Origin of the sequence: Listeria costaricensis, from assembly GCF_900183385.1 — a bacterium.
In the GTDB taxonomy this organism is placed as follows: Bacteria; Bacillota; Bacilli; order Lactobacillales; family Listeriaceae; genus Listeria; species Listeria costaricensis.
Map to the genome: position 1 here is coordinate 106,096 of NZ_FXUT01000009.1, position 18,228 is coordinate 124,323.

General features: G+C 42.1%; 22 protein-coding genes and 1 pseudogene. 3 read left to right on the forward strand and 20 right to left on the reverse strand.

Annotation, left to right across the window (positions count from 1 at the left end):
- Nucleotide 1: 1 nt before the first annotated feature.
- Genes CS921_RS08855 through CS921_RS08880 form a run of 6 tightly spaced genes read right to left on the reverse strand, consistent with a single transcriptional unit; the run spans nt 2 to nt 6,065 of the window.
- Nucleotides 2-1,180, reverse strand: a complete 1,179-nt coding sequence (locus CS921_RS08855) for a four-carbon acid sugar kinase family protein (RefSeq protein ID WP_162921732.1) — start codon at nt 1,178-1,180, stop codon at nt 2-4.
- Nucleotides 1,177-1,815: a class II aldolase/adducin family protein gene (locus CS921_RS08860; protein ID WP_099223034.1), complete on the reverse strand. Its 639-nt coding sequence runs from the start codon at nt 1,813-1,815 to the stop codon at nt 1,177-1,179. Before CS921_RS08860 ends, CS921_RS08855 begins: the two co-directional genes overlap by 4 nt.
- A 10-nt stretch (nt 1,816-1,825) precedes the next feature.
- Nucleotides 1,826-3,121, reverse strand: coding sequence for an amylo-alpha-1,6-glucosidase (locus CS921_RS08865; RefSeq protein WP_205527775.1), 1,296 nt, complete (start codon nt 3,119-3,121; stop codon nt 1,826-1,828).
- Nucleotides 3,122-3,136: 15 nt separating this feature from the next.
- A complete protein-coding gene (locus CS921_RS08870; protein ID WP_099223038.1) occupies nt 3,137-4,024 on the reverse strand; it encodes a class II fructose-bisphosphate aldolase in 888 nt (295 codons plus the stop codon).
- Entirely contained in the window at nt 4,021-5,406 is a 1,386-nt protein-coding gene (locus CS921_RS08875) for an FGGY-family carbohydrate kinase (protein WP_099223040.1), read from the reverse strand. The genes CS921_RS08870 and CS921_RS08875 overlap by 4 nt, the downstream gene beginning before the upstream one ends.
- Nucleotides 5,400-6,065, reverse strand: a complete 666-nt coding sequence (locus CS921_RS08880) for an aspartate/glutamate racemase family protein (RefSeq protein WP_099223042.1) — start codon at nt 6,063-6,065, stop codon at nt 5,400-5,402. The genes CS921_RS08875 and CS921_RS08880 overlap by 7 nt, the downstream gene beginning before the upstream one ends.
- Nucleotides 6,066-6,293: 228 nt before the next feature.
- On the opposite strand from CS921_RS08880, the gene CS921_RS08885 reads away from it, so the two are divergent.
- Both CS921_RS08885 and CS921_RS08890 read left to right on the forward strand, forming a co-directional pair.
- Nucleotides 6,294-6,923 (forward strand): D-sedoheptulose-7-phosphate isomerase, encoded by a 630-nt coding sequence (locus CS921_RS08885; RefSeq protein WP_099223044.1) that lies wholly within the window; start codon nt 6,294-6,296, stop codon nt 6,921-6,923.
- Entirely contained in the window at nt 6,916-7,848 is a 933-nt protein-coding gene (locus tag CS921_RS08890) for an ROK family protein (RefSeq protein WP_099223046.1), read from the forward strand. The genes CS921_RS08885 and CS921_RS08890 overlap by 8 nt, the downstream gene beginning before the upstream one ends.
- Nucleotides 7,849-7,911: 63 nt before the next feature.
- Here the strand turns inward: CS921_RS08890 and CS921_RS08895 are convergent, their stop codons facing one another.
- From CS921_RS08895 to CS921_RS08940, 10 genes are all read right to left on the reverse strand, one after another.
- Nucleotides 7,912-8,358: a hypothetical protein gene (locus CS921_RS08895; RefSeq protein ID WP_099223048.1), complete on the reverse strand. Its 447-nt coding sequence runs from the start codon at nt 8,356-8,358 to the stop codon at nt 7,912-7,914.
- Nucleotides 8,342-8,689 carry a hypothetical protein gene (locus CS921_RS08900; RefSeq protein ID WP_099223050.1) on the reverse strand — a complete coding sequence of 116 codons (348 nt, stop codon included), beginning with the start codon at nt 8,687-8,689 and terminating at the stop codon, nt 8,342-8,344. The genes CS921_RS08895 and CS921_RS08900 overlap by 17 nt, the downstream gene beginning before the upstream one ends.
- 1,002 nt (nt 8,690-9,691) lie before the next feature.
- On the reverse strand, nt 9,692-10,546 hold the full coding sequence (locus CS921_RS08905) for a DUF1672 family protein (RefSeq protein WP_338037321.1): 855 nt from the start codon (nt 10,544-10,546) through the stop codon (nt 9,692-9,694).
- A gap of 25 nt (nt 10,547-10,571) precedes the next feature.
- A complete protein-coding gene (locus CS921_RS08910) occupies nt 10,572-11,606 on the reverse strand; it encodes a hypothetical protein (protein ID WP_162921733.1) in 1,035 nt (344 codons plus the stop codon).
- Nucleotides 11,543-11,752: a hypothetical protein gene (locus CS921_RS08915; protein WP_162921734.1), complete on the reverse strand. Its 210-nt coding sequence runs from the start codon at nt 11,750-11,752 to the stop codon at nt 11,543-11,545. The genes CS921_RS08910 and CS921_RS08915 overlap by 64 nt, the downstream gene beginning before the upstream one ends.
- A gap of 217 nt (nt 11,753-11,969) precedes the next feature.
- The gene (locus CS921_RS08920; protein WP_099223056.1) at nt 11,970-12,347 is read right to left on the reverse strand and encodes a hypothetical protein; all 378 of its coding nucleotides are present in this window, start codon (nt 12,345-12,347) and stop codon (nt 11,970-11,972) included.
- 443 nt (nt 12,348-12,790) lie between these two features.
- Nucleotides 12,791-13,297 (reverse strand): hypothetical protein, encoded by a 507-nt coding sequence (locus CS921_RS08925; RefSeq protein ID WP_099223058.1) that lies wholly within the window; start codon nt 13,295-13,297, stop codon nt 12,791-12,793.
- A gap of 178 nt (nt 13,298-13,475) precedes the next feature.
- Nucleotides 13,476-13,799 carry an Imm59 family immunity protein gene (locus CS921_RS08930; protein ID WP_099223060.1) on the reverse strand — a complete coding sequence of 108 codons (324 nt, stop codon included), beginning with the start codon at nt 13,797-13,799 and terminating at the stop codon, nt 13,476-13,478.
- 55 nt (nt 13,800-13,854) lie between these two features.
- On the reverse strand, nt 13,855-14,187 hold the full coding sequence (locus tag CS921_RS08935) for an Imm59 family immunity protein (protein ID WP_099223062.1): 333 nt from the start codon (nt 14,185-14,187) through the stop codon (nt 13,855-13,857).
- An 82-nt stretch (nt 14,188-14,269) separates the two neighbouring features.
- The gene (locus CS921_RS08940) at nt 14,270-14,698 is read right to left on the reverse strand and encodes a hypothetical protein (protein ID WP_099223064.1); all 429 of its coding nucleotides are present in this window, start codon (nt 14,696-14,698) and stop codon (nt 14,270-14,272) included.
- A 64-nt stretch (nt 14,699-14,762) separates the two neighbouring features.
- On the opposite strand from CS921_RS08940, the gene CS921_RS08945 reads away from it, so the two are divergent.
- Nucleotides 14,763-14,969, forward strand: a complete 207-nt coding sequence (locus CS921_RS08945; protein WP_099223066.1) for a helix-turn-helix domain-containing protein — start codon at nt 14,763-14,765, stop codon at nt 14,967-14,969.
- A gap of 29 nt (nt 14,970-14,998) precedes the next feature.
- Here CS921_RS08945 and CS921_RS15695 read toward each other — a convergent pair whose 3' ends face one another.
- The 4 genes and pseudogenes from CS921_RS15695 to CS921_RS08960 all read right to left on the reverse strand — a co-directional run.
- Nucleotides 14,999-15,220 carry a hypothetical protein gene (locus tag CS921_RS15695; RefSeq protein ID WP_240422328.1) on the reverse strand — a complete coding sequence of 74 codons (222 nt, stop codon included), beginning with the start codon at nt 15,218-15,220 and terminating at the stop codon, nt 14,999-15,001.
- Between the two features lie 64 nt (nt 15,221-15,284).
- Nucleotides 15,285-16,361 (reverse strand): replication initiation factor domain-containing protein, encoded by a 1,077-nt coding sequence (locus CS921_RS15705; RefSeq protein WP_240422329.1) that lies wholly within the window; start codon nt 16,359-16,361, stop codon nt 15,285-15,287.
- A 381-nt stretch (nt 16,362-16,742) separates the two neighbouring features.
- Complete coding sequence (locus CS921_RS08955; protein ID WP_099223068.1) at nt 16,743-17,060, reverse strand: hypothetical protein; 318 nt, start codon at nt 17,058-17,060, stop codon at nt 16,743-16,745.
- A 19-nt stretch (nt 17,061-17,079) separates the two neighbouring features.
- A pseudogene (locus CS921_RS08960) lies at nt 17,080-18,228 on the reverse strand (hypothetical protein); the annotation flags it as partial.

An 18,228-nucleotide genomic window follows, 5' to 3' on the forward strand; every position in this document is an offset into this window, starting at 1 on the left:
GCTATTTACACCTGCCTGTTTTCAATCTATCAACTGCTTTAGTAAAAAAGGTCGCACTGCCAAAGCTGCCAGATTTGAGAATCAGCTCATACTCCTGCGCTCGACAGACTGCCAGCCCCGGCTCAACTTCATCTAGAACCTGCATGCGCTTGATCTGCAGTGCCTCGCAAACCGCTGCCGAAGTGTCACCACCTGCTACAATGAGCCGCTTGTCGACCTGCTGTTTCATAATCCGCCGAGCGCAATCCGCAAGTCCTGCCGAAATCTGCTTGCCCACCTGCCGAGAAACTGTTTGATCGCTATTTTCTTGCCGACGTGGCGAATGAAGAAGCACGTCCCGCCCTGCCTGCAGCAGCTTGATCATCTCAGCAAGACCGACTGACTGCTCGATCTCGGGCCGGTATTCAAAAACCGGCTGTCCGGCTGCTTTGAACCGTTCGATCTGGGCATTCGTTTGCGGCGTGAGGCTGCCAGCAATGATTAAAACGCCTTCTGCAGAACGTTTTCGACTGGCCAGCTTTTCCGCCAAGCCTGAACTGCCGCCAATGATCGGCTCGTTTTCAACCATTTCGGCAATCAGCGCCAAATCGCCCTCCGTTTCCGCATCCAAAATCACATAGCCGCCCTGCTCCCGGTACCGCGACAATTTTTCACGAAAGATCGCCGGCTGCCTGATCTCAGCCAGATGAATCGCCTCGACCGGTCGCCTCGTTTGGCTGCTGACAATGATTCTTAGATCGGATTCGTGCATCGGGTGAATCGGATCATCTCGAAAAGCCGAGTCCGCCAATTTCTTTCCATACACATAATGAATGCTGTTTTTCGTTTCGCGACCATTTTTAGGGAAAGCCGCGATCAGGATGGAAAAATTCGTTCCCAGCGCATCTTGCATGGCATCAAACTGCGGGCCAATATTGCCTCGAAAAACGGAACACGTTTTGTTGTAAAATTGCGTCGCTCCGTAGCTTTTCAATTTTTCCGTTGCCTGAAAGACCTTCTGATAGGCGATTTCCGGCAGATCAAAGCGCGAGTCAGTATCAATAATCAGCACATCCGGACTGCTGGCAGCAGAATCAAGCTCCCCGCCAGCGAAAAGAATTTCCACGATATAGCCGCATTTGCTGTACATGACCCCAATATCATTCGCGCCTGTAATATCATCTGCAACAATCCCGATCACTGCGGCCACCTTCTTCTTGGCTTGTAGCCGGCATTTTCGCGAAAATCTGCTATGACTGCCGGAGCAAGAGACGCTATCCGCCCCTTTGAAAGCACCTGCATTTTCGCCGCCATTTCCAGTGTCTCAAGCGTTACGAGCGCCTCCTCACCAGTTTTCCCATAGACCAGCACCCCATGATTTTGAAGCAGCAGCACATTGGTTTTTTCGGCACGACAACCCACCTCTTTGGCTAACTCGATGGACCCGGGATGCCTATAAGGCACAACAGACATGTTTTCCAGATAGTACATTGCTTCGACAAAATAGCCATCTAGCGGCGGAATCTCCTCGCAACAGGCCAAAAGTGTGCTGTAAAACGGGGCCGCATGGATGACAGCTTGGCAATCCGGCCGTGCAGTATAGATCGCCTCATGCATGGGGGCCTCCTTGCTCGGCTTGGCTCCTGCTATTTGCTTCCCGCCAATTTGACAATGGGCAAAATCTGCCGGTGCCAAATGACCAATAGAAGTCCCGCTCGCAGTGATCACATACTCGCACTGCCCGATCCGCTGGCTGAGATTGCCCGCCTGGCCGAACAGCAGCTGCTTCTCTGCCAAATACGCGCCAAGTTGCCGCATTTGTTCGATTTCCATCATTTTCTTTCACCTACCAGTCATTTTGCTGATTAAATATTGGAACCTCCGAGGAACTCACAGCCTTTTCTGCAAACAAATACATTGCAGCCGACCAGGATTGCCCGGCAAAGCCCATTGGCTGTCCAGTCGTCCCATGAAACCATTCATTGAATTCCCAATCATTCTTTTGTCCGCCTCGATTCATTTCCGTCAACCTCTGAAATTCCTGTTCCGCTTCTGCCAACCGCCCGACTTTCACGAGTGCGGCCACATAGAATCCTCCAATAAACGGCCACGCCCCGCCATTATGATAGTGATGCGGCTGATTCAAATTGCGCACACGATAATATTCCCGCCAGTCCTTATCTCCCGGCTGGATGACAGGATAGACGCTTTGCACCGGATAAGGGCGATTTAAGCCGCAGCCATGAATATAATCAAGAATCTTCTCCGCTTTTTTCTGATCCGCCACGCCAAAAAGAATGGCCAGTAGATTCGCAAGCGTGTCAAAACGGTCTGCATATTCGCGAAAACCCATATACGGCAGGTAAAACGGCCGCTCGACAAGTTCGGTTTCCACGCGTTTCAAAGGGTAGAGCCATTCCCTGCATAAGCTGCCAATCTCCTCATAATCATTCGGCTCCTCCTGCCCAACCCATAGCAAAACATTAATTTTCCGGTAAACATCTTCACTTTTTTGAAAGTAGTCGAGCGCTTCAAAGCCAAGACTTTGCGCCAGCTGCCCCATGATTTTCCAAGCGGCATAGTACAGCACATTATCAAGCAGCACATTGTAACGGTTGGCAAATAAATCGGCCCAATCCATCGCCTCATGCACTTCAAGCAGTCCGCATTCATTCGAGTCCTGATACTCCAGCCAGCGCAAAGCCTGCTTCAAGCTTTCCCACACGGCCGCCAGATGATCCAAATCGGCCGTTGCTTGAAAATAGCCATACTGCCCGATGATATACCAAAGATTGCTGTCAATACAGCCGGCATGAATGGAATCGACGACCGCTTCGTCCGCTTTTCCCTCACTGTGCATTTTCATGCCATGTGCGAGCAGCGCCGGATCAATGATGCCAGGAAGCCCCACGTTATGCGGAATCTTTCCCAGCTTTGACTGATATTTTCGCAGGGTTTCCAGTGATTGCCTGTGGATTTGTAGCCCCCTTTCTTCACCGCAAACGATCAGGCCGAGTCCGCTGATCATGCTATCACGCGCCCATACTTGCTGATAAGCCGTATTCGAGCCGACCAGTCCCAGTTCCTTCCCATTTGCGAATAATTTTTCTTTCGCCTGTTTCTTTGCTTCTGCTACTACCAACCTGTTCATTCCTCCTCAAAAACGTGCTGCTTTTTGGTCACTTCCTAGATAATGCTTGATTTTTTCTTGCACAGCCGCGTAAACTGCTTTCCGACCTTTTTCGATCATTTCTGCCGGCAACGCTTTCGACTCTGCATCTGTCAGGCTTTTCTCCCGACCAATGGCTGCCAAAAAGGCCAGCTCCAAATCAGTCGCAATATTGACTTTGGTGATATGTGCCGTTTGGATTGCTTCTTTGACCATTTCTGGCGGTACACCGGAGCCGCCATGCAAAACCAGCGGAACATCCGTAAGAGCTCTGATTGCCCGAAGCCGCTCGCAGTCAACTTTTGGCGCTTTAACTTTATAGACACCATGTGCTGTTCCGACCGACACAGCCAAAGCATCAACATGCGTTTTTTCGACAAAATCAGCGGCTTCACTTGGATCGGTGTAGAGCTCCTCATCCGTTTCCGTTTCGATAAAGTCCGTCGTCCCAATTTTCCCAAGCTCCGCCTCGACCGAAACATTTTTCGCATGTGCCAATTTCACGACTTCCTGTGTAACCTTGACATTCGCATCAAAAGGCTGATCAGACGCATCGATCATTACCGACGTAAAGCCAGCCGCTATCGCCTCCTCAATCACGCTGACATCTTTTGTATGATCAAGATGGAGCACTACGGGAACGGTGATTTCTTCCGCTTCCAACACACGATAGAACTCTTCTGCAAATTCGGCCGCATTATTGTAAAACCGATCAAATTCTTTTTGTGAAATTTGGACGATCAGTGGTGACGCCAAATCATTGGCCGCTTTTAGAACCGGTTCGATCAGCAGGGTGTATCGGGGTGAAAAAGAACCGATACCGAATTTCTCGTCTTCCGCTACCGGCAGTATGTCATTTAAAGTTGATGCTTTCATTGTTCATTCCTCCACTCTTCAATTTGGCGCTCGACCTGTTCCAAACAGTTTTCATAAAGGCGGGCGCGTTTTTCATCTGGTTCATAGTACTGCTTGATTTTTTCTGTAGGTGTATCATTTTTCAAATAGCATTTGACGGCCCCCAGTATAGCCGGCTCATCCACATCGGGAATCTCCACAGGGCTGCCGGTCAGATCTGCTTTCAGCTGCATCCAGTAAGGATTTTGTGCACCGCCGCCAACTGCCAGAATCTTGTCTGCACATGGCAACTGCTTGCACAGCAGGGCAAAATGGCAAGCGATTCCTTCAAAAACCGCCTGAACGACCTGCTCCCGCGTAGTGGCCAGCCCAATCCCCTGCAGCGATCCCCGTTTGCTTGCATCAAAAAGAGGCGTCCCCACACCGCTCAAATAGGGCAAAAACAGCAGCCCACTTGGCGTCTCCGGCACTTCACGCAAGCAGCCCAGTAAGGCCGGATAATCCCATCCGAATAAATGTCTCACCCATTCTGTTGCCGCCCCACTCGCCTGAATATTAGCCATCCAGTAGAGCTGCCCCGGCCGCACGTCCACCCCGAACGTCAGCCCCGAAGCCAGGTCCCGCTCGACTAGTGGCCGTTTTGGCATTTGCCCTAGGATCGTTTCAGCCGTCCCGATCGAATTGAAAATCTGCCTTTCCGAACGGCTAATCAAAGAAGCAATCACATGGTCATGCCCCGCCACAGCCACCTCCGTATGCCGACTCCAACGCCACCTGCTCCCATACCTGGCAGAAACCCGTCCAGTCACACTGCCGCTTTCAACAATGTCCGGCAAAAGTCGACCTGCCCACGGCGACATAAAGGCTTCCGTTTCAAGCTCAAACAGATAGGTCCGCTGTGCAAGCGTCTTTTCGGCCTTTTTTTCACCCGTCAGCACGTAGGCCAGATAATCCTCGACCGAAAGCCAAATCCCGCGCTCCAAGCGTTCTGGAAAATGAGTCTGCAAATAGAGAAGCTTCGCATAACTGGTTTTGAGCCCGCCACGAAGCCCCGTCTTAAAAAAGCGAGCTGCCACATCGTCTTTTGAAAGAGGGAATTCAGCGGCCTGATCATTCAGCCATGGAAGAAGCGGTGTCAAGGGGTGGCCAGTCTTTCGATCTACAAGCAAACCAGTTTCGGCCATACCAGTCAGCACAATGGCTCGTACTGCCGCCTTTTTTTCAGCAATCTGGTCAACCATTTGGAAAATCATTTCTTGCAATGCGACCGGATCGATCACTTTTCCAAAATGTCGATCACTCAGATATGGGGTGGCGCGCTTAGCAATGGCGATCTGCTCCAACTCGTTGAACAGCCCCACCTTGCAATTGGTCGTGCCGAGATCAATTGCCAGCGTCAGCATGATGACTTCTCTGCCAAAATATTTTTCAAATGCTGAATGCCGCTTTCCGGACTGCTTAGAATCCGGTTCTGCAGTGTCTCCGGCAGTTCTTTTGCTGCTCTTGCCATGGAAGCCTGAGCAAGCACAACCACATCCGCCTTCTCTAACAGCTGCTGCATTCGTTTTGCAAGGCGTGCATCATGACCTTCCGCATCACCAGCTTGCAGACAGCGATAGGCTTCCGTTTCAAGCATAGCCGTGACTTCAATATTTTTCCCAGCCTGCGCCGTTTTTCGCTTCAGCAGATTGACAGTTGGTTTTAAAGTAGTCGGCAGTGTAGCAAGCACGGCGATAGTTTGATCCGCGTGTTCAACAGCCTCTCTTGCCATCGCTTCATCAATGCGAAGAACCGGTACCGGCTCAACAGCCATTTCCGCTATCTCACCCACAGACGAGCAGGCATACAAAACTGCATCAACCTGCTGCTCTACCGCAAAATGTGTATACGAAAGCAGCCGTTCCTTGACCTTCGACAACTCGCCTTGCGTTTCGATCAGTTCTGGCAAAATTGAATCATCCAAAAAATTCACAATTTCATATTCCGGCAAAGTTTGCTGCATTTCTTTTTTTAAGCTTTCAATCGTCACAGCCGTCGTATGAATAATAGCAATCTTTCGCAAAATTTCCCCTCCTTTTCGTTTAGAGCCCTAGCGTTTTTGAGGAAACCCTTTTCCTAAAAAGATGTGAAAACGGTTTCCTTTTTCGCAAAAACATTATATAATATAGCCGAGATAAATGCAATTATTTATATAACATGTTGACAACACTTGTTTTATTCACCATGCCTACCAATTGCACTTATTCTCGTTTATCAAGGAAAACGTTTTCTTATAAAAGGAGGAAAAAGAATGTCAGATCATTTATTAGAGCGCCTGATACGCCGCTATCCCGCACTAGCAGACTGCGCATCAGATATTGCCAAAGCTGGTGAAATGCTTGTTGAGCTTTATCATAAAAACGGCACTCTCTTCATTTGCGGAAATGGGGGAAGTTCGGCCGACAGCCTGCATATCGTGGGTGAATTAATGAAAGGCTTTCAGAAAAAACGACCGGTCAGTCCAGCTCAACTGCCTCAACTTGATGAAAAAACGGCGGACCACTTGGCGAAAAATCTACAGGGTGCCCTTCCAGCCCTCGCACTTGGGGGAAACAATGCCTTATCAACTGCATTTGGCAATGATGTCCATCCCGATTATGTATTCGCGCAAGAAATTTTTGGCTTAGGAAAACCAGATGATATTTTGCTAGGAATCAGTACTTCTGGGCATTCCACCAATGTCCTTCATGCGATCGAAGTGGCACATGGGCGCGGCTTAAAAACGATCGGATTGACCGGCGGAACTGGTGGCCAGATGGTCGAACTTTGCGACACCGCCATTATTGTGCCAGCAGAAACAACCCCTGACATCCAAGAATTTCATTTGCCGATTTATCATTATCTTTGTGAAAAAGCAGAGGAGGTATTTTTCCATGAGTAATTATGTCATTGGATTAGATATTGGCGGAACAAAATGTGCTTGTCTACTTGGCAAATATCACAATAAAGAACTGCAAATTATCGACAAAAAACGTTGGGTCACTCCCAGCACGCCACAAGAAGCCATTGCACGTTTCATGACTCATTGTGATGCTTTTATTGCCGAACACCCCGTCAAAGCGATCGGCACCAGTTGCGGCGGACCACTTGATGCAGAAAAAGGCATCATTTTATCGCCACCAAATTTACCCGGCTGGGATAAAATTAAAATCGTCCAACAATTTGCCACACATTATGGCCTGCCTGTGCGTCTTGAAAATGACGCCAATGCCTGTGCACTTGCCGAACACCGTTTTGGCGCCGGACAAGATGCCCAGCATTTAATATTTTTGACATTTGGGACAGGAATGGGAGCAGGGCTCATTTTAGATGGTCGGTTATATCGTGGTAAAAGCGGACAAGCCGGGGAAATTGGGCATTTGCGAATTCGTGACAATGGGCCAGTCGGTTTTGGAAAGGCCGGTTCCTTTGAAGGCTCATGTAGTGGAGCAGGAATTGCCACTCTTGCCCAGAAGCATTGGGAAGAATTATTTCCCGGGAAATCATTTGATGCTAAAAATGCGGCTCGAGATTTAGCCTTTCTAGCAAATGATGGACATCCGCTGGCCAAGTCGCTTTATCAGGAAGTCGGACATCAACTTGGGGCAGGAGTGGCGCTACTGATAGATGCTTTCAATCCTGAAAAAATCATCATTGGCAGCATTTATGAACGCCAGACCGCGCTGCTCGAACCCAGTATGATGGACAGGCTACGTGCCGAATGCCTCCCCCAAAACCTTGCTGACTGTAAGATCGTCCCCGCCAAACTTGGCGATGCGATTGGTGATTTCGCCAGCCTGACACTTGCTACAGAACTGATTGACTAGTGGCACACTTGGCATTACATAGCGAAAAGTTTTGGCGAAGATGGTCTTACTCAGAAGGGCGGATTATGCTTTTTCAGCATCCATATATTCCGCCCTTTTCCGCACGATTTCCGCTATAAGTTCCGTACTTTTTATATCCGTAACCTGAGGCGATACGGTGAATTTCGTTTGGTAATGTTCTTTTGGGAACACGACGATGACCGGATAGCCATATTTTTCCGTTAATTCGATTTTCTGGATATCCATCCAAGGAATTTGTCGTTTTTTTCTCCCCTTTAGAATGATCAATCCTTCAGGTGTCGTTTCAAGAATAACCTTTTTCAGAAAAAGACTGATCAAATCCCGAATCAACCAGTAGAGAGTGACTACAGTAATTATAATAAGCACCCAGCCGCTAAAAATTTCTCTTATATCCAGAAAGAAAATAAAAATGTAAGCTGAGAAGATAAAATGAATCATTTTTTGTGCGAAGCTGCGATAAATTTTGAATTCATTATTTTGTGAAGTCATAAGTTGTTTTGATAATCCCTTTCTCAATCAGAATTTGCCGATCCTTTTCCGTCTCACAGGTCCAACCTGTTTCTAATTTTCTTTTTATGTACCATTGATTGTAGTTGCAAGTAAAAAACAACTGAATCCCCACCATTATAAAAAAGCCAATTATCTTACTAATAAACAAGAAAATGATCATACTAATAGCACGCAGAAAAGCATAGCCAATTAGGCGTGTAATATCTGCACGAAATAACAAAGTGAGATATGAAAAGAGAAAAAATACCCAATTGATACCAATCGGAACTCTTTTGGTTTTATTTTTTGGTGTTTTTAAAGTGACGCGCAAATTATATTCCTCCCGTTCTTTGTTTTACGATAGTAAAATATCGTGATGTTAATCGGTCCAATTTATATGACCCCTTTAGTACTTTTAAAATTCAATATCCAAATCTTCCACTAGTCTTGTTTCTAAATCTTCATAGTACCAAAAATAGACTTTATCATTATCAAGCTTTAAAGGGATAACTTCTGTTGGAGCTTTGCCATCAACTGTCATGTGCGGTAAAGTTAATAAGACTAAATAAGGTACTCCATTCCCGGAAACATACTCAGTTTGAGAACCAAATAAAATAATAAATCCTATGGCAGCATAGATACCCCCAACAATTTGCTAGGACTTGTACATGCATAGGCCACCATTGCAATAAAAGGCATTTGCAATAAAATAATGACCAGATTCCCTGAAATCCCCACCACCATAACAGCACATACAATTAGCACCGTCTAAATAATTATCCATCCTCCCGTTTTGCTCATCATCTTCTCCTTTTTGTTTATTTAATAAATCGGTTTTGGAATTTGTATATGCCGATTTATTTTACTATCGTAAAATTTTGTTTATATAATCCCATTATAATGGTTGCTGGCTGATCTTTTTTTCGATTTATATACTATATTCCTGTTTAATTATGTCTATTTTTTGACAAATTTATGATTTTATCCTATTTATTCTTATTTATGCAAAACTATGTCTTCTTTATGGGTTTATACAGCTGATAACCGCATCCAGTTCAGATGACAATTTTGCCAGATTATTTTATCCAAACCGCTTGAGTTTTTAGTTAAAATATCATATTTATTCATTAATCATTCCTAAAATGGGTAGGCAAAATAAAAAAGTTGTTAAAGTAAACTGGATAGAAAAATTTTATCCTTTTAAATTTACAACTTTTGAATTCTATTTACGTATCAATACTATCTGTTTTAGCTATGGTCATAAGGAGCATATTAACGCTCTTACTATCTAACTTGTAAACTATGTCTGTCCATGATTTATACTCCCTAATATTTAATAATTCCCTCTACATTTACATTTTCTCCATCCGGTAAGCCTCCTCGATTCTTTATACACTACAATAGAATAATTCCCTTTAGGCAATCCTTGCTCTTGACGAAGTTCTCCAGCCATATCATTTATTAGTTCTTGTTTTGGTAATTTATTTTCTTCAATGTAAAAATCCATTGGTATTGATATATTTTCATTTGCTGGATCATCCTGCATAAACAGTTCACATAATTCATCCGCCGAAATCTCTGGATTAGCTAAATATGCATTATACACACTTGGATAATAACTATCTGACGTTGAAATAAAATAATACTCTTTTTCATATCCTACTGATGAGGTTTTATCAATCGCTTCCTCTGTCATGCCTAATAAATCATATTCTTGCGCTAGTTTTGCCGCAAATTCATCTAAATGTTGAAATTTTTCCTCATACGCTTTCGCATATAGACCACCGACAATCGCTTTTTCTACTTCGCCTTCATCTGAGCGCGCGTCTCCCACCGTCCCTTTACGCATATCTAGTCCTACAATCACAGAGGTGTGGAATTGAATCGGTGCCTCGCATTCTACCATCACTACTGCCGCACCTCTCGCTGGTACGACGTTATTAACTTTCACATTTGTTTTATAGGTTGTTTTCACATAATCAATGGCGACCTGCTTAATTTCTTCTTCCTTTTTCTTGACCAGCTCTTCCGATTTGTCTCCATCTACAAAAGAGAATCCCTGCCCCACATAATCCTGAACAGGTGTGGTTCCTTCCTGTAGTTTCTCTTCCGCTGTCTTTTCATTCATGTCTGAACAACCTCCTATGAATAAAATACTTGCCAATAAACCAACGATGATTTTTTTCATGGGTTCTCCTGTCTGCTTTTCTTTTTTATCCTTTTGGAATTTTAAGCCTTTCTGCCTTACCTTCCAATAGTAAATAGATTTCTTGTGGCGCTAATGGTTTTTCTTGCGTTATTCTAATTGTTGAGCTGTAGGCGGCTTGATCTGCAAACCGTACGCCTAATAAAACTTGTTTTGCTGCACGAATATAGTCGCCTATTGGACTATATTCTTTCGCAATGCTACCTAGATCATTTCCTGTAATGAATTGAATGCCCATCTTACCGTCTGTTTTCAACAGCTCTAAAAGTTGTTTTTGTGTATCCATAGACAGTTGGTTATATATTTGGACGATTGAGTTGATAATAATTACTTGAGGCGTAATTTTTTCAAAATAGACTTCTTTTGTGAGTGTATTATCATCATTCAATTCCTCTAAATAAGCCTTTTCCATTGTTTTGAATATGTCATAAACCAAAGCAATCTTATCTTCAATCCTTTCACTATTTGAAATATATGTCAGCGGCAATTCCTTCAATTTGATTAAGTCCATTGCAGGAGTATCAATAACCACTAACTCTTTGATCTCTTTCTCTACAAGTAATTGACCCGCATTTGTAATGACTTGATTGAGCATTTCAATACTTGGCATGACAACAGTTAAATTATGCTGACTTAATGATACCCCAACTGGACTGGCATATTCAAATTCTAATCCAATTGGGAGAAGTGCTTTTTCTTTCAACATATTTTTTGTTTTTTTCTTGCTGATAAAATTAGCAAAGTGCAGTTCTTCCGGCACCATTGGTATATTTTCTGGGATTTCGCCTTTCCAAAACTCTGACATTTTGCTTGCTTCATCTTGGTTGTTTTGTATAATCTCAATTGCGTTAGTTCCATCATTTGGCAGTGCAGTTTGGAATAAAGTAGGCTCATCTAATTTGATTAACCCTCTTCCTGGTATCTCTTCAATTGAATAATCACTTCTTCCAACAATGTTATTCGCTTCATTTTTTTCATTTAAATGTGCGACTGATCTAACATTCCTAAGATAATATTTAAATCTTTTTCTTCTTTTTGCCATGCTTCTTCAAAATTAGTAATACTAATATTACTTAGTGGTATTCGCTCTTCAAGCGGCGGCAACCACGGCCGTGGCAGGGCTTCGATTCCTTGTTGTTCTGTATATTGCGCAGCCAGTTTGCTAAATCCATCAGAAATTAGGACCATGTGCGGCATTTTAACAGGTAGTTGAGCAACTCGAAGATTCACTTCTTATTTGTTGCAATCATTTGAACCTATAATAAAAAGTACCCTGTAAAGAACTCTTCGCATCAGATATCTGGCAAGTTCTTGACAGGATACTTTATTCCATTGTTTCAAGTGGACAAGCGGGTAAATGATATTCTCTATAGCCACTGTTTGTCATCATTAATCTAAAGCATTGTTATTCTTGAATAAGAAATTCTGAATTAATTCTATCCACTTCTAAAATTACATATTTTCCATATAAATATTGATAATCTTCAAAGATATCATCTTCTATCAGAAAACCAACATCTAACTGCCCCTTATTATTCAAATATCCATTTACTGTATATCCAAATGTCTCCTCACTTCTAATAAGGCCTTTTATTTCACTTGTATTTTCTCTTACGTTAGCTTCATCCACAAAAAAACTAATTTCCACAGGGTATTGCTTACCCACTTCTATGGGATAGGGTGAATATGCAATAAATGTTGCAAATTCAACACTATTAATTTGTACTAATGCTTCTTCTTCTATATCTTCATCTAAACTGATTACTTTTGCAATATTTTCCAATGTGGCATCTCCTTAATCAATAGGATTAATTTCTGCAATATTTTTACCATTAAGCATCTTCCAAAATGTTTTACCACTTTCTACATGGTATGTTATTTCTCCTTTACCATTAGTTCCAACAAACTCAAATTTTGCATTTCCCTTTGAATTATTCCCATACACTTAACATAACCATTTCTCATTTCACCTTTATAATTATACTGAACCTTAATCCCATTTTTCATGACGTCTCTGGCACCTTGTAAATACTCCTCAGCAGTCACCATATATTCCTTTAAATTCTTTACCATGCTTGTTGAAATGTGACTCTAATTTAGTTTTATCTCCAAAGTTAGCGCCATTCACTTCTTCCAGTGTATCATCAATCTGACTTCTGTTTCCACTCCCGCTTATATTTAAATGCAAGGTATCATTCATGATTTTTTTACTGTGTTACCTGTTGTTTAGGCCCCTTTTTTGATGTTGTGAACGACTTCGCCTACGGTAGTGCCTGCCCCTACTTTTCCAACACCCGCAACGGCCATCTCTCGGCTAACAAGCAGATTGATATTCCCAATCTTTTTGCCTATTTCTTTTACGCTGTCTCCGATTGAATTAGCCGCTTCTTTGAAGCTCGTGCTCGCATTTTTGATACGGGTTTCCGCGAATTCTTGCCCTACTTTGAGTGCATTGTCAACTTTAGTCGAAGCCGTCTGCGCCCCTGTCTTGATGGCGTTATCCATTTTGCCAGAAAGCTTCTTGACTCCTTTCGAGAGATCATCTGCTTTACTGGAAATATTTTTAGCACCAGTTTTCAGGGCGTTTTTGCCTCCGCTGATCACATTGTCACCTAAACGGACGATGTTTTTACCGGCTGAGACGAATTCATAGTTCTTGTTGACCTTGTTCAGTTCGTGAAACAACCCGGCAAACCAGTTGCTGGCTGTTAGCTCTGCGATGGAGGTGCCCATCTTGACCTATTTCTCGCTGTTGTATTGGATGTCTCTCATTGGGCGTGTCCTTTCTATAATTGCATAATATTCAGTTTAATCATTTTCTACTCACTACTGCTTATCTTTTTAAAACTAAGCAACTATCTGTAAATATGGATAGTTGCTTAGTTAATTAATCTAACAAAATGAGCTTAGATTAATTATCCCACAACGGACAGGGATATTCCGGGGGTTCTCCATTTTTAACTTTTCGACGGTTTGACAAGATTCTACTTTGCATGATATTTAAAAACTTATCCATAGCTTCAAAAACACTCGTAAACTTATGCTTTCCCATTACACTAGCTCGCTCACCTGTTACATAAACTTCAAAAATGTCTTGCTTTTTTTCAATCCTAACCTGATACTCTTCTCTATTATTCTCTTCTCCTTCAAATATTGAATACCTTAATTCTTCAAATCCTAATAATTGGATATCTTCTTCTAAAATTTGCTTATACTCTGCTAAATTATGATTCATATTTTATCCTCATTAACAAGTCATTTTCCCCTGCACTTATTTACTCATTAGTCTTTTATTCTTCATCCCACAGTGGAGAAGAATATTCCGGCAACTCATTTCGAGAAACTCTCAATTTATTGTATTCCACAGTTAATTTTAACCTTCGCAAAAATCTTTCCTCGGCGCTTTGATAATCATTAAAACTTTCTATTTTTCCCATCAAACTTGCTCTGTCTGCCAATGAGTATACCTTATATACTCCTGTTTCATTATCAAATTCAATTCTTGTTTGCCATTCTGTTCTATTCTCATCTCGCAAATTGAAAATACACACCCTTAAATCGCTATATCCTAATTCTTTTACTTTTTGAGTTAAAATATTCTTTTTTTCATTAATCTGTTTCATTTAATTCATCTCCCTTAATAGGCAAGGGTACTCTGCTGATTCTCCATCACGTAATTGAAAGTTATCTCCAATTATTCATTTTTCAATTAGCATCTCCATTTTTAGATTCTAGAATCCACTTTATAAATACTTCTCCCGCATTAATTCCTGTTTTTCCAGAACACACACTCTCATACTTACAATCCATATTATATCTTCCAGTTTTTACTTCATAATACATTTTCATTTCGGTCGGAGTAGGCATATCGTATTCAGAACATAATTGCTTTATTTCCTCTATATCGCTCGTCCCTATCTTTAAAAATTGCATTACTAGTGCATTATCTAAATTCATTTGATTTAAAGTTTTAATTTCCTCTCCAACACGAAAAAACACATTAAACATTTTACTTTGCTTTTCTATTGATAGATAGATATAAATATTATCTACTCTTTCCCCCACTAGCTCCAAACACAATGAAACAAGCTGTGATTGTAAGTTCATAAATTCATCTTCAAATACCTTTTGCATATAAAATCCTCCTCTAAACCATTTTACTGTATAATTATGAAATAGATTTTAAAGGAGGGTAAGCATGTCTATCAAATATTACAAACTTCTGGACTTACTAAATCGTCGGAATATGACCAAAGAGGAATTACGGCTTAAAATTGGCGTATCATCCGCTACTATGTCGAAAATATCATCTCAAAAATATGTTTCCTTAGAAGTCATCGATAAAATATGCGAAGCATTATCGGTTCAACCGGGTGATATACTGGAATATGAATCTGATAAGTAATCTCACAAACAGAGTTTTTGTGAACGAGCTCACTGCTCGTACAAAGGCTCTTTTTTTGTATCTTGATAAACTAATGGTATCAACTCTTGTCTGCCTATCTGATTTAAATGTGCTACCAACTTTTGACTTAACATATGGCTGTACTGGACGTTATCCATCATTATTCCCAAATCTTCTAAATCTCCCAATGCATGATTTTCTTGCAAGAATAGAAATACCTTAACCGCCGACAATGCACCTCTTTTAACCATCGTTGCGTCTCATAAAGGCTATTAACAGGATTCTCAGGCTTTATCTTTAATGGCTTGACTGCTCCTAGAAACCGTTCCCAAAACTGACTGGTTTTCCAACGGCTTTTGTTTGCATCTTATCCTCTGTCACAAACCGAAGTGAACTCCCCAGCAAGTCAAATGCCAGTTTGCCTAAATCTGCTGGAGATTCTAAAAACAACATAGCAAACTGATGGGCTACATCATCACGTAGTTGTAATTCTGTCCGTTTCCAGCTTTCCATTTCCTCATAAGGAATATCATATTTTCCGCATTGTTCTTTGTCTTTATCATAAAACCGATAAGATAAGTTCGATTTCCCATCACCAATATAAGCAGTTTTTGCTGTACCATCTGCAAAACTACTTTCCGCAAATCGGTAGCTTCTGCTTTTGGATATAAATTCTTCTTTCAGACATTTCTTTTTTATCTGTTCGATGGTGAAATGAGGTGTTTCATTCTTATCATCTATGGCAATATCCAGTCGTGTCAAATGAAAGACTGATTCCTCCAATAATCGACAACATTTCTGAAAAAAGTCACCATAGCTATATTCACACCTACCTTGCATGGACATACAATCCTGATAATCGTTGCACCCCTTTCCGCTTAATACCAGATAACAACCTAATCCCAAGGGATTCTCTTTGTTTGGAATCACATCTGCAAATACTTTAATATTTCCACACTGGTAAAGGCTTGTATATGCCCTGTGCTTCACTCTGGCTTCCTGCTGGTTAAAGAACTCAAACGGCAGTCCTAAAATCCGTTGTATCAGTTCCTTTGCATTAATAGTGTCAAATACCATGCTCAGATAATCGACCTTGATACTTAATTCTTTTCGTGTTGTTATAAAACCAGCTCCCTTCAACTCTTCATTTTTCAACAAATGATTTTTGTCCACAATCCCTTGTGCTGCGGGCTTTTGCCGTCTTTTTGTCTGTAGGCGTAGGGCGGTGTTACTTTGCGCCCTACAAGGAACGCTTCGCGTTCCCCTGCCCTTTTGACCCTCGTGCTTGCTTTGCTGTACCTTCGGCGCAAAGCGCACGGAGTCACGGGCAGTAACTATTCTTGTCTTTGTTCTAACACTCAACTGGAAATACCGATTTGTCGCCTTCTTCACACAATAACTACCCAGCAAGGGGCATTTTGTTACGCTTTTTAGAAATTATTTTAATTTTGTTTTCACTACCTATCACAATTTGACAGCATCACTTCTTCGAGAATTTGAAACTTTTTTAATTTCTTTCATCCTTTTGCTGAAATTCACAGCAAATAGGTGCCGCTGATATTCTCTCATGAGCCGGCTCCATCCGCTACCCTTGACAATCAAAAAAAAGCAATGCTTTGGACATTTTATACCGACGGTGAGAAACTCAAGAACAGTTTTCTTTTTCCGTCATGTATGCCAGCATAGCATTGCTTTTTTCAATCATCAAGGGCAAGCCCTTCGGGTAACTAGGTGACTTACCTCTGGTTCAAAATCTAAGAACAGCTTTATTTGTTAAATTATTCTTATATTAAAATCTTCGCCGAAATAAACTTGTACCAATTCTTTCTTTGCAGAATTAATACTCATAATATTATCCTTTTTAATAATATTTACTATCTCTTTTAATTCTACTGAAAAGATATCCTTTCCCTTAAAACTTAAATATAGTTCACATTCCATTTGGTACGTATGTATGAACAATGTCAACTCAAAATCACTCTGACTTTTTTTTGTATAGCTAACTTCTCCATCTTCTTCATTATCATACAGACTACTAGGTTCATTTAAGAAAAGCTCTAACAACTCATATTCATCATATTCAATATACATTAATACTTACCTCCAATTTTTACTTAGGTATTACCGTTACGACATCTCCACTATAATTAGCAACTATTTTAACATCTTTCGTTTGATATATCCAGGTGCCAGCTTTATTTCCTACAGATTTTGTACCATTAGCAATTGCATCCTCAATAACTGTTGGCGGAATATTTCTAGGCTGAACGTATTTCTTGACATAATCATTATACTTTGCTGTACCTGGTTTGTAACCTTTAGCAGAGGCCTGTTTACCAGCTCTAGCTTCCAAAGTAGCTCTCACTGATGGTGTATATGGTGCCATTCTTTCTAACGAATGTGCCGTATACTTCCTACCATTTATTGTGGCTCCTTCTTCCCCGATACTCCAGGTTTTACTTTCCCACCATTTATCATATCTCGCTAATTCTTCTGGTGTCATCATATCTCTAAATCCACCTGACGGAATATCATCAGCTACACTAGCTCCCTTTAGTGTATCATCAATATGACCACCTTTTCCACTTCCACTAATATTGAGATGTGCGGCATCATTTAGGAAGTCTTTTAGTTTATTGCCTGTTGTTTGGGCCCCTTTTTTGATGTCGTTAACAACTTCGCCTACGGTTACACCTGCACCGATTTTCCCGCCGCCTGCGACAGCCATTTCTCGACCCGGTGTGAGGTTGAGATTGCCAACCTTTTTACCGGCTTCTTTCACGCCGTCGCCGATGGAATGGGCCGCTTCTTTGAAGCTCGTACTCGCGTTTTTGATGCGACTACTGGCTAATTCTTGCCCCATTTTTAGAGCGTCATCAACTTTGCTGGAAACGGTTTTGGTGCCGGTTTTTAGGGCGTTTTTGCCCCCGCTGATCACATTGTCGCCTAAGCGGGTAATATTTTTACCGGCTGAGGCGGCTTTCGCGCCACCAGACAAAGCTTTGACACCGGGGATGACGTCTAACATGCCGAATACGCCGCGCGTTGCGCGTTCACTGGTGCTGAGTTCTCGGCCTGAGATCCAGTCCTTCCCGCTGACAGCGGAGCTGACTTCTAAACCGCCATAGACTGCTCCTAACGCCAAGCCGGCTGGGGGACAGAAGATGCTGACGCCAACGATGACGACTGTGGCGACGATGTTGACCCAGAATTCTTTTTCTTCCTGCTTATCCTTGATCGATTTGTAGTCAAACGCTCG

Coding starts and splice junctions, on each gene's coding strand:
- CS921_RS08885 (WP_099223044.1), top strand. CDS start 6,294: ATGTCAGATCATTTATTAGAGCGCCTGATACGCCGCTATCCCGCACTA.
- CS921_RS08925 (WP_099223058.1), bottom strand. CDS start 13,297: ATGGGCACCTCCATCGCAGAGCTAACAGCCAGCAACTGGTTTGCCGGG.
- CS921_RS08890 (WP_099223046.1), top strand. CDS start 6,916: ATGAGTAATTATGTCATTGGATTAGATATTGGCGGAACAAAATGTGCT.
- CS921_RS08930 (WP_099223060.1), bottom strand. CDS start 13,799: ATGAATCATAATTTAGCAGAGTATAAGCAAATTTTAGAAGAAGATATC.
- CS921_RS08955 (WP_099223068.1), bottom strand. CDS start 17,060: ATGTATATTGAATATGATGAATATGAGTTGTTAGAGCTTTTCTTAAAT.
- CS921_RS08915 (WP_162921734.1), bottom strand. CDS start 11,752: ATGGTCCTAATTTCTGATGGATTTAGCAAACTGGCTGCGCAATATACA.
- CS921_RS08910 (WP_162921733.1), bottom strand. CDS start 11,606: ATGGCAAAAAGAAGAAAAAGATTTAAATATTATCTTAGGAATGTTAGA.
- CS921_RS08935 (WP_099223062.1), bottom strand. CDS start 14,187: ATGAAACAGATTAATGAAAAAAAGAATATTTTAACTCAAAAAGTAAAA.
- CS921_RS15695 (WP_240422328.1), bottom strand. CDS start 15,220: ATGGTTAAAAGAGGTGCATTGTCGGCGGTTAAGGTATTTCTATTCTTG.
- CS921_RS08895 (WP_099223048.1), bottom strand. CDS start 8,358: ATGACTTCACAAAATAATGAATTCAAAATTTATCGCAGCTTCGCACAA.
- CS921_RS08940 (WP_099223064.1), bottom strand. CDS start 14,698: ATGCAAAAGGTATTTGAAGATGAATTTATGAACTTACAATCACAGCTT.
- CS921_RS08945 (WP_099223066.1), top strand. CDS start 14,763: ATGTCTATCAAATATTACAAACTTCTGGACTTACTAAATCGTCGGAAT.
- CS921_RS08860 (WP_099223034.1), bottom strand. CDS start 1,815: ATGATGGAAATCGAACAAATGCGGCAACTTGGCGCGTATTTGGCAGAG.
- CS921_RS08875 (WP_099223040.1), bottom strand. CDS start 5,406: ATGCTGACGCTGGCAATTGATCTCGGCACGACCAATTGCAAGGTGGGG.
- CS921_RS08905 (WP_338037321.1), bottom strand. CDS start 10,546: ATGAAAAAAATCATCGTTGGTTTATTGGCAAGTATTTTATTCATAGGA.
- CS921_RS08870 (WP_099223038.1), bottom strand. CDS start 4,024: ATGAAAGCATCAACTTTAAATGACATACTGCCGGTAGCGGAAGACGAG.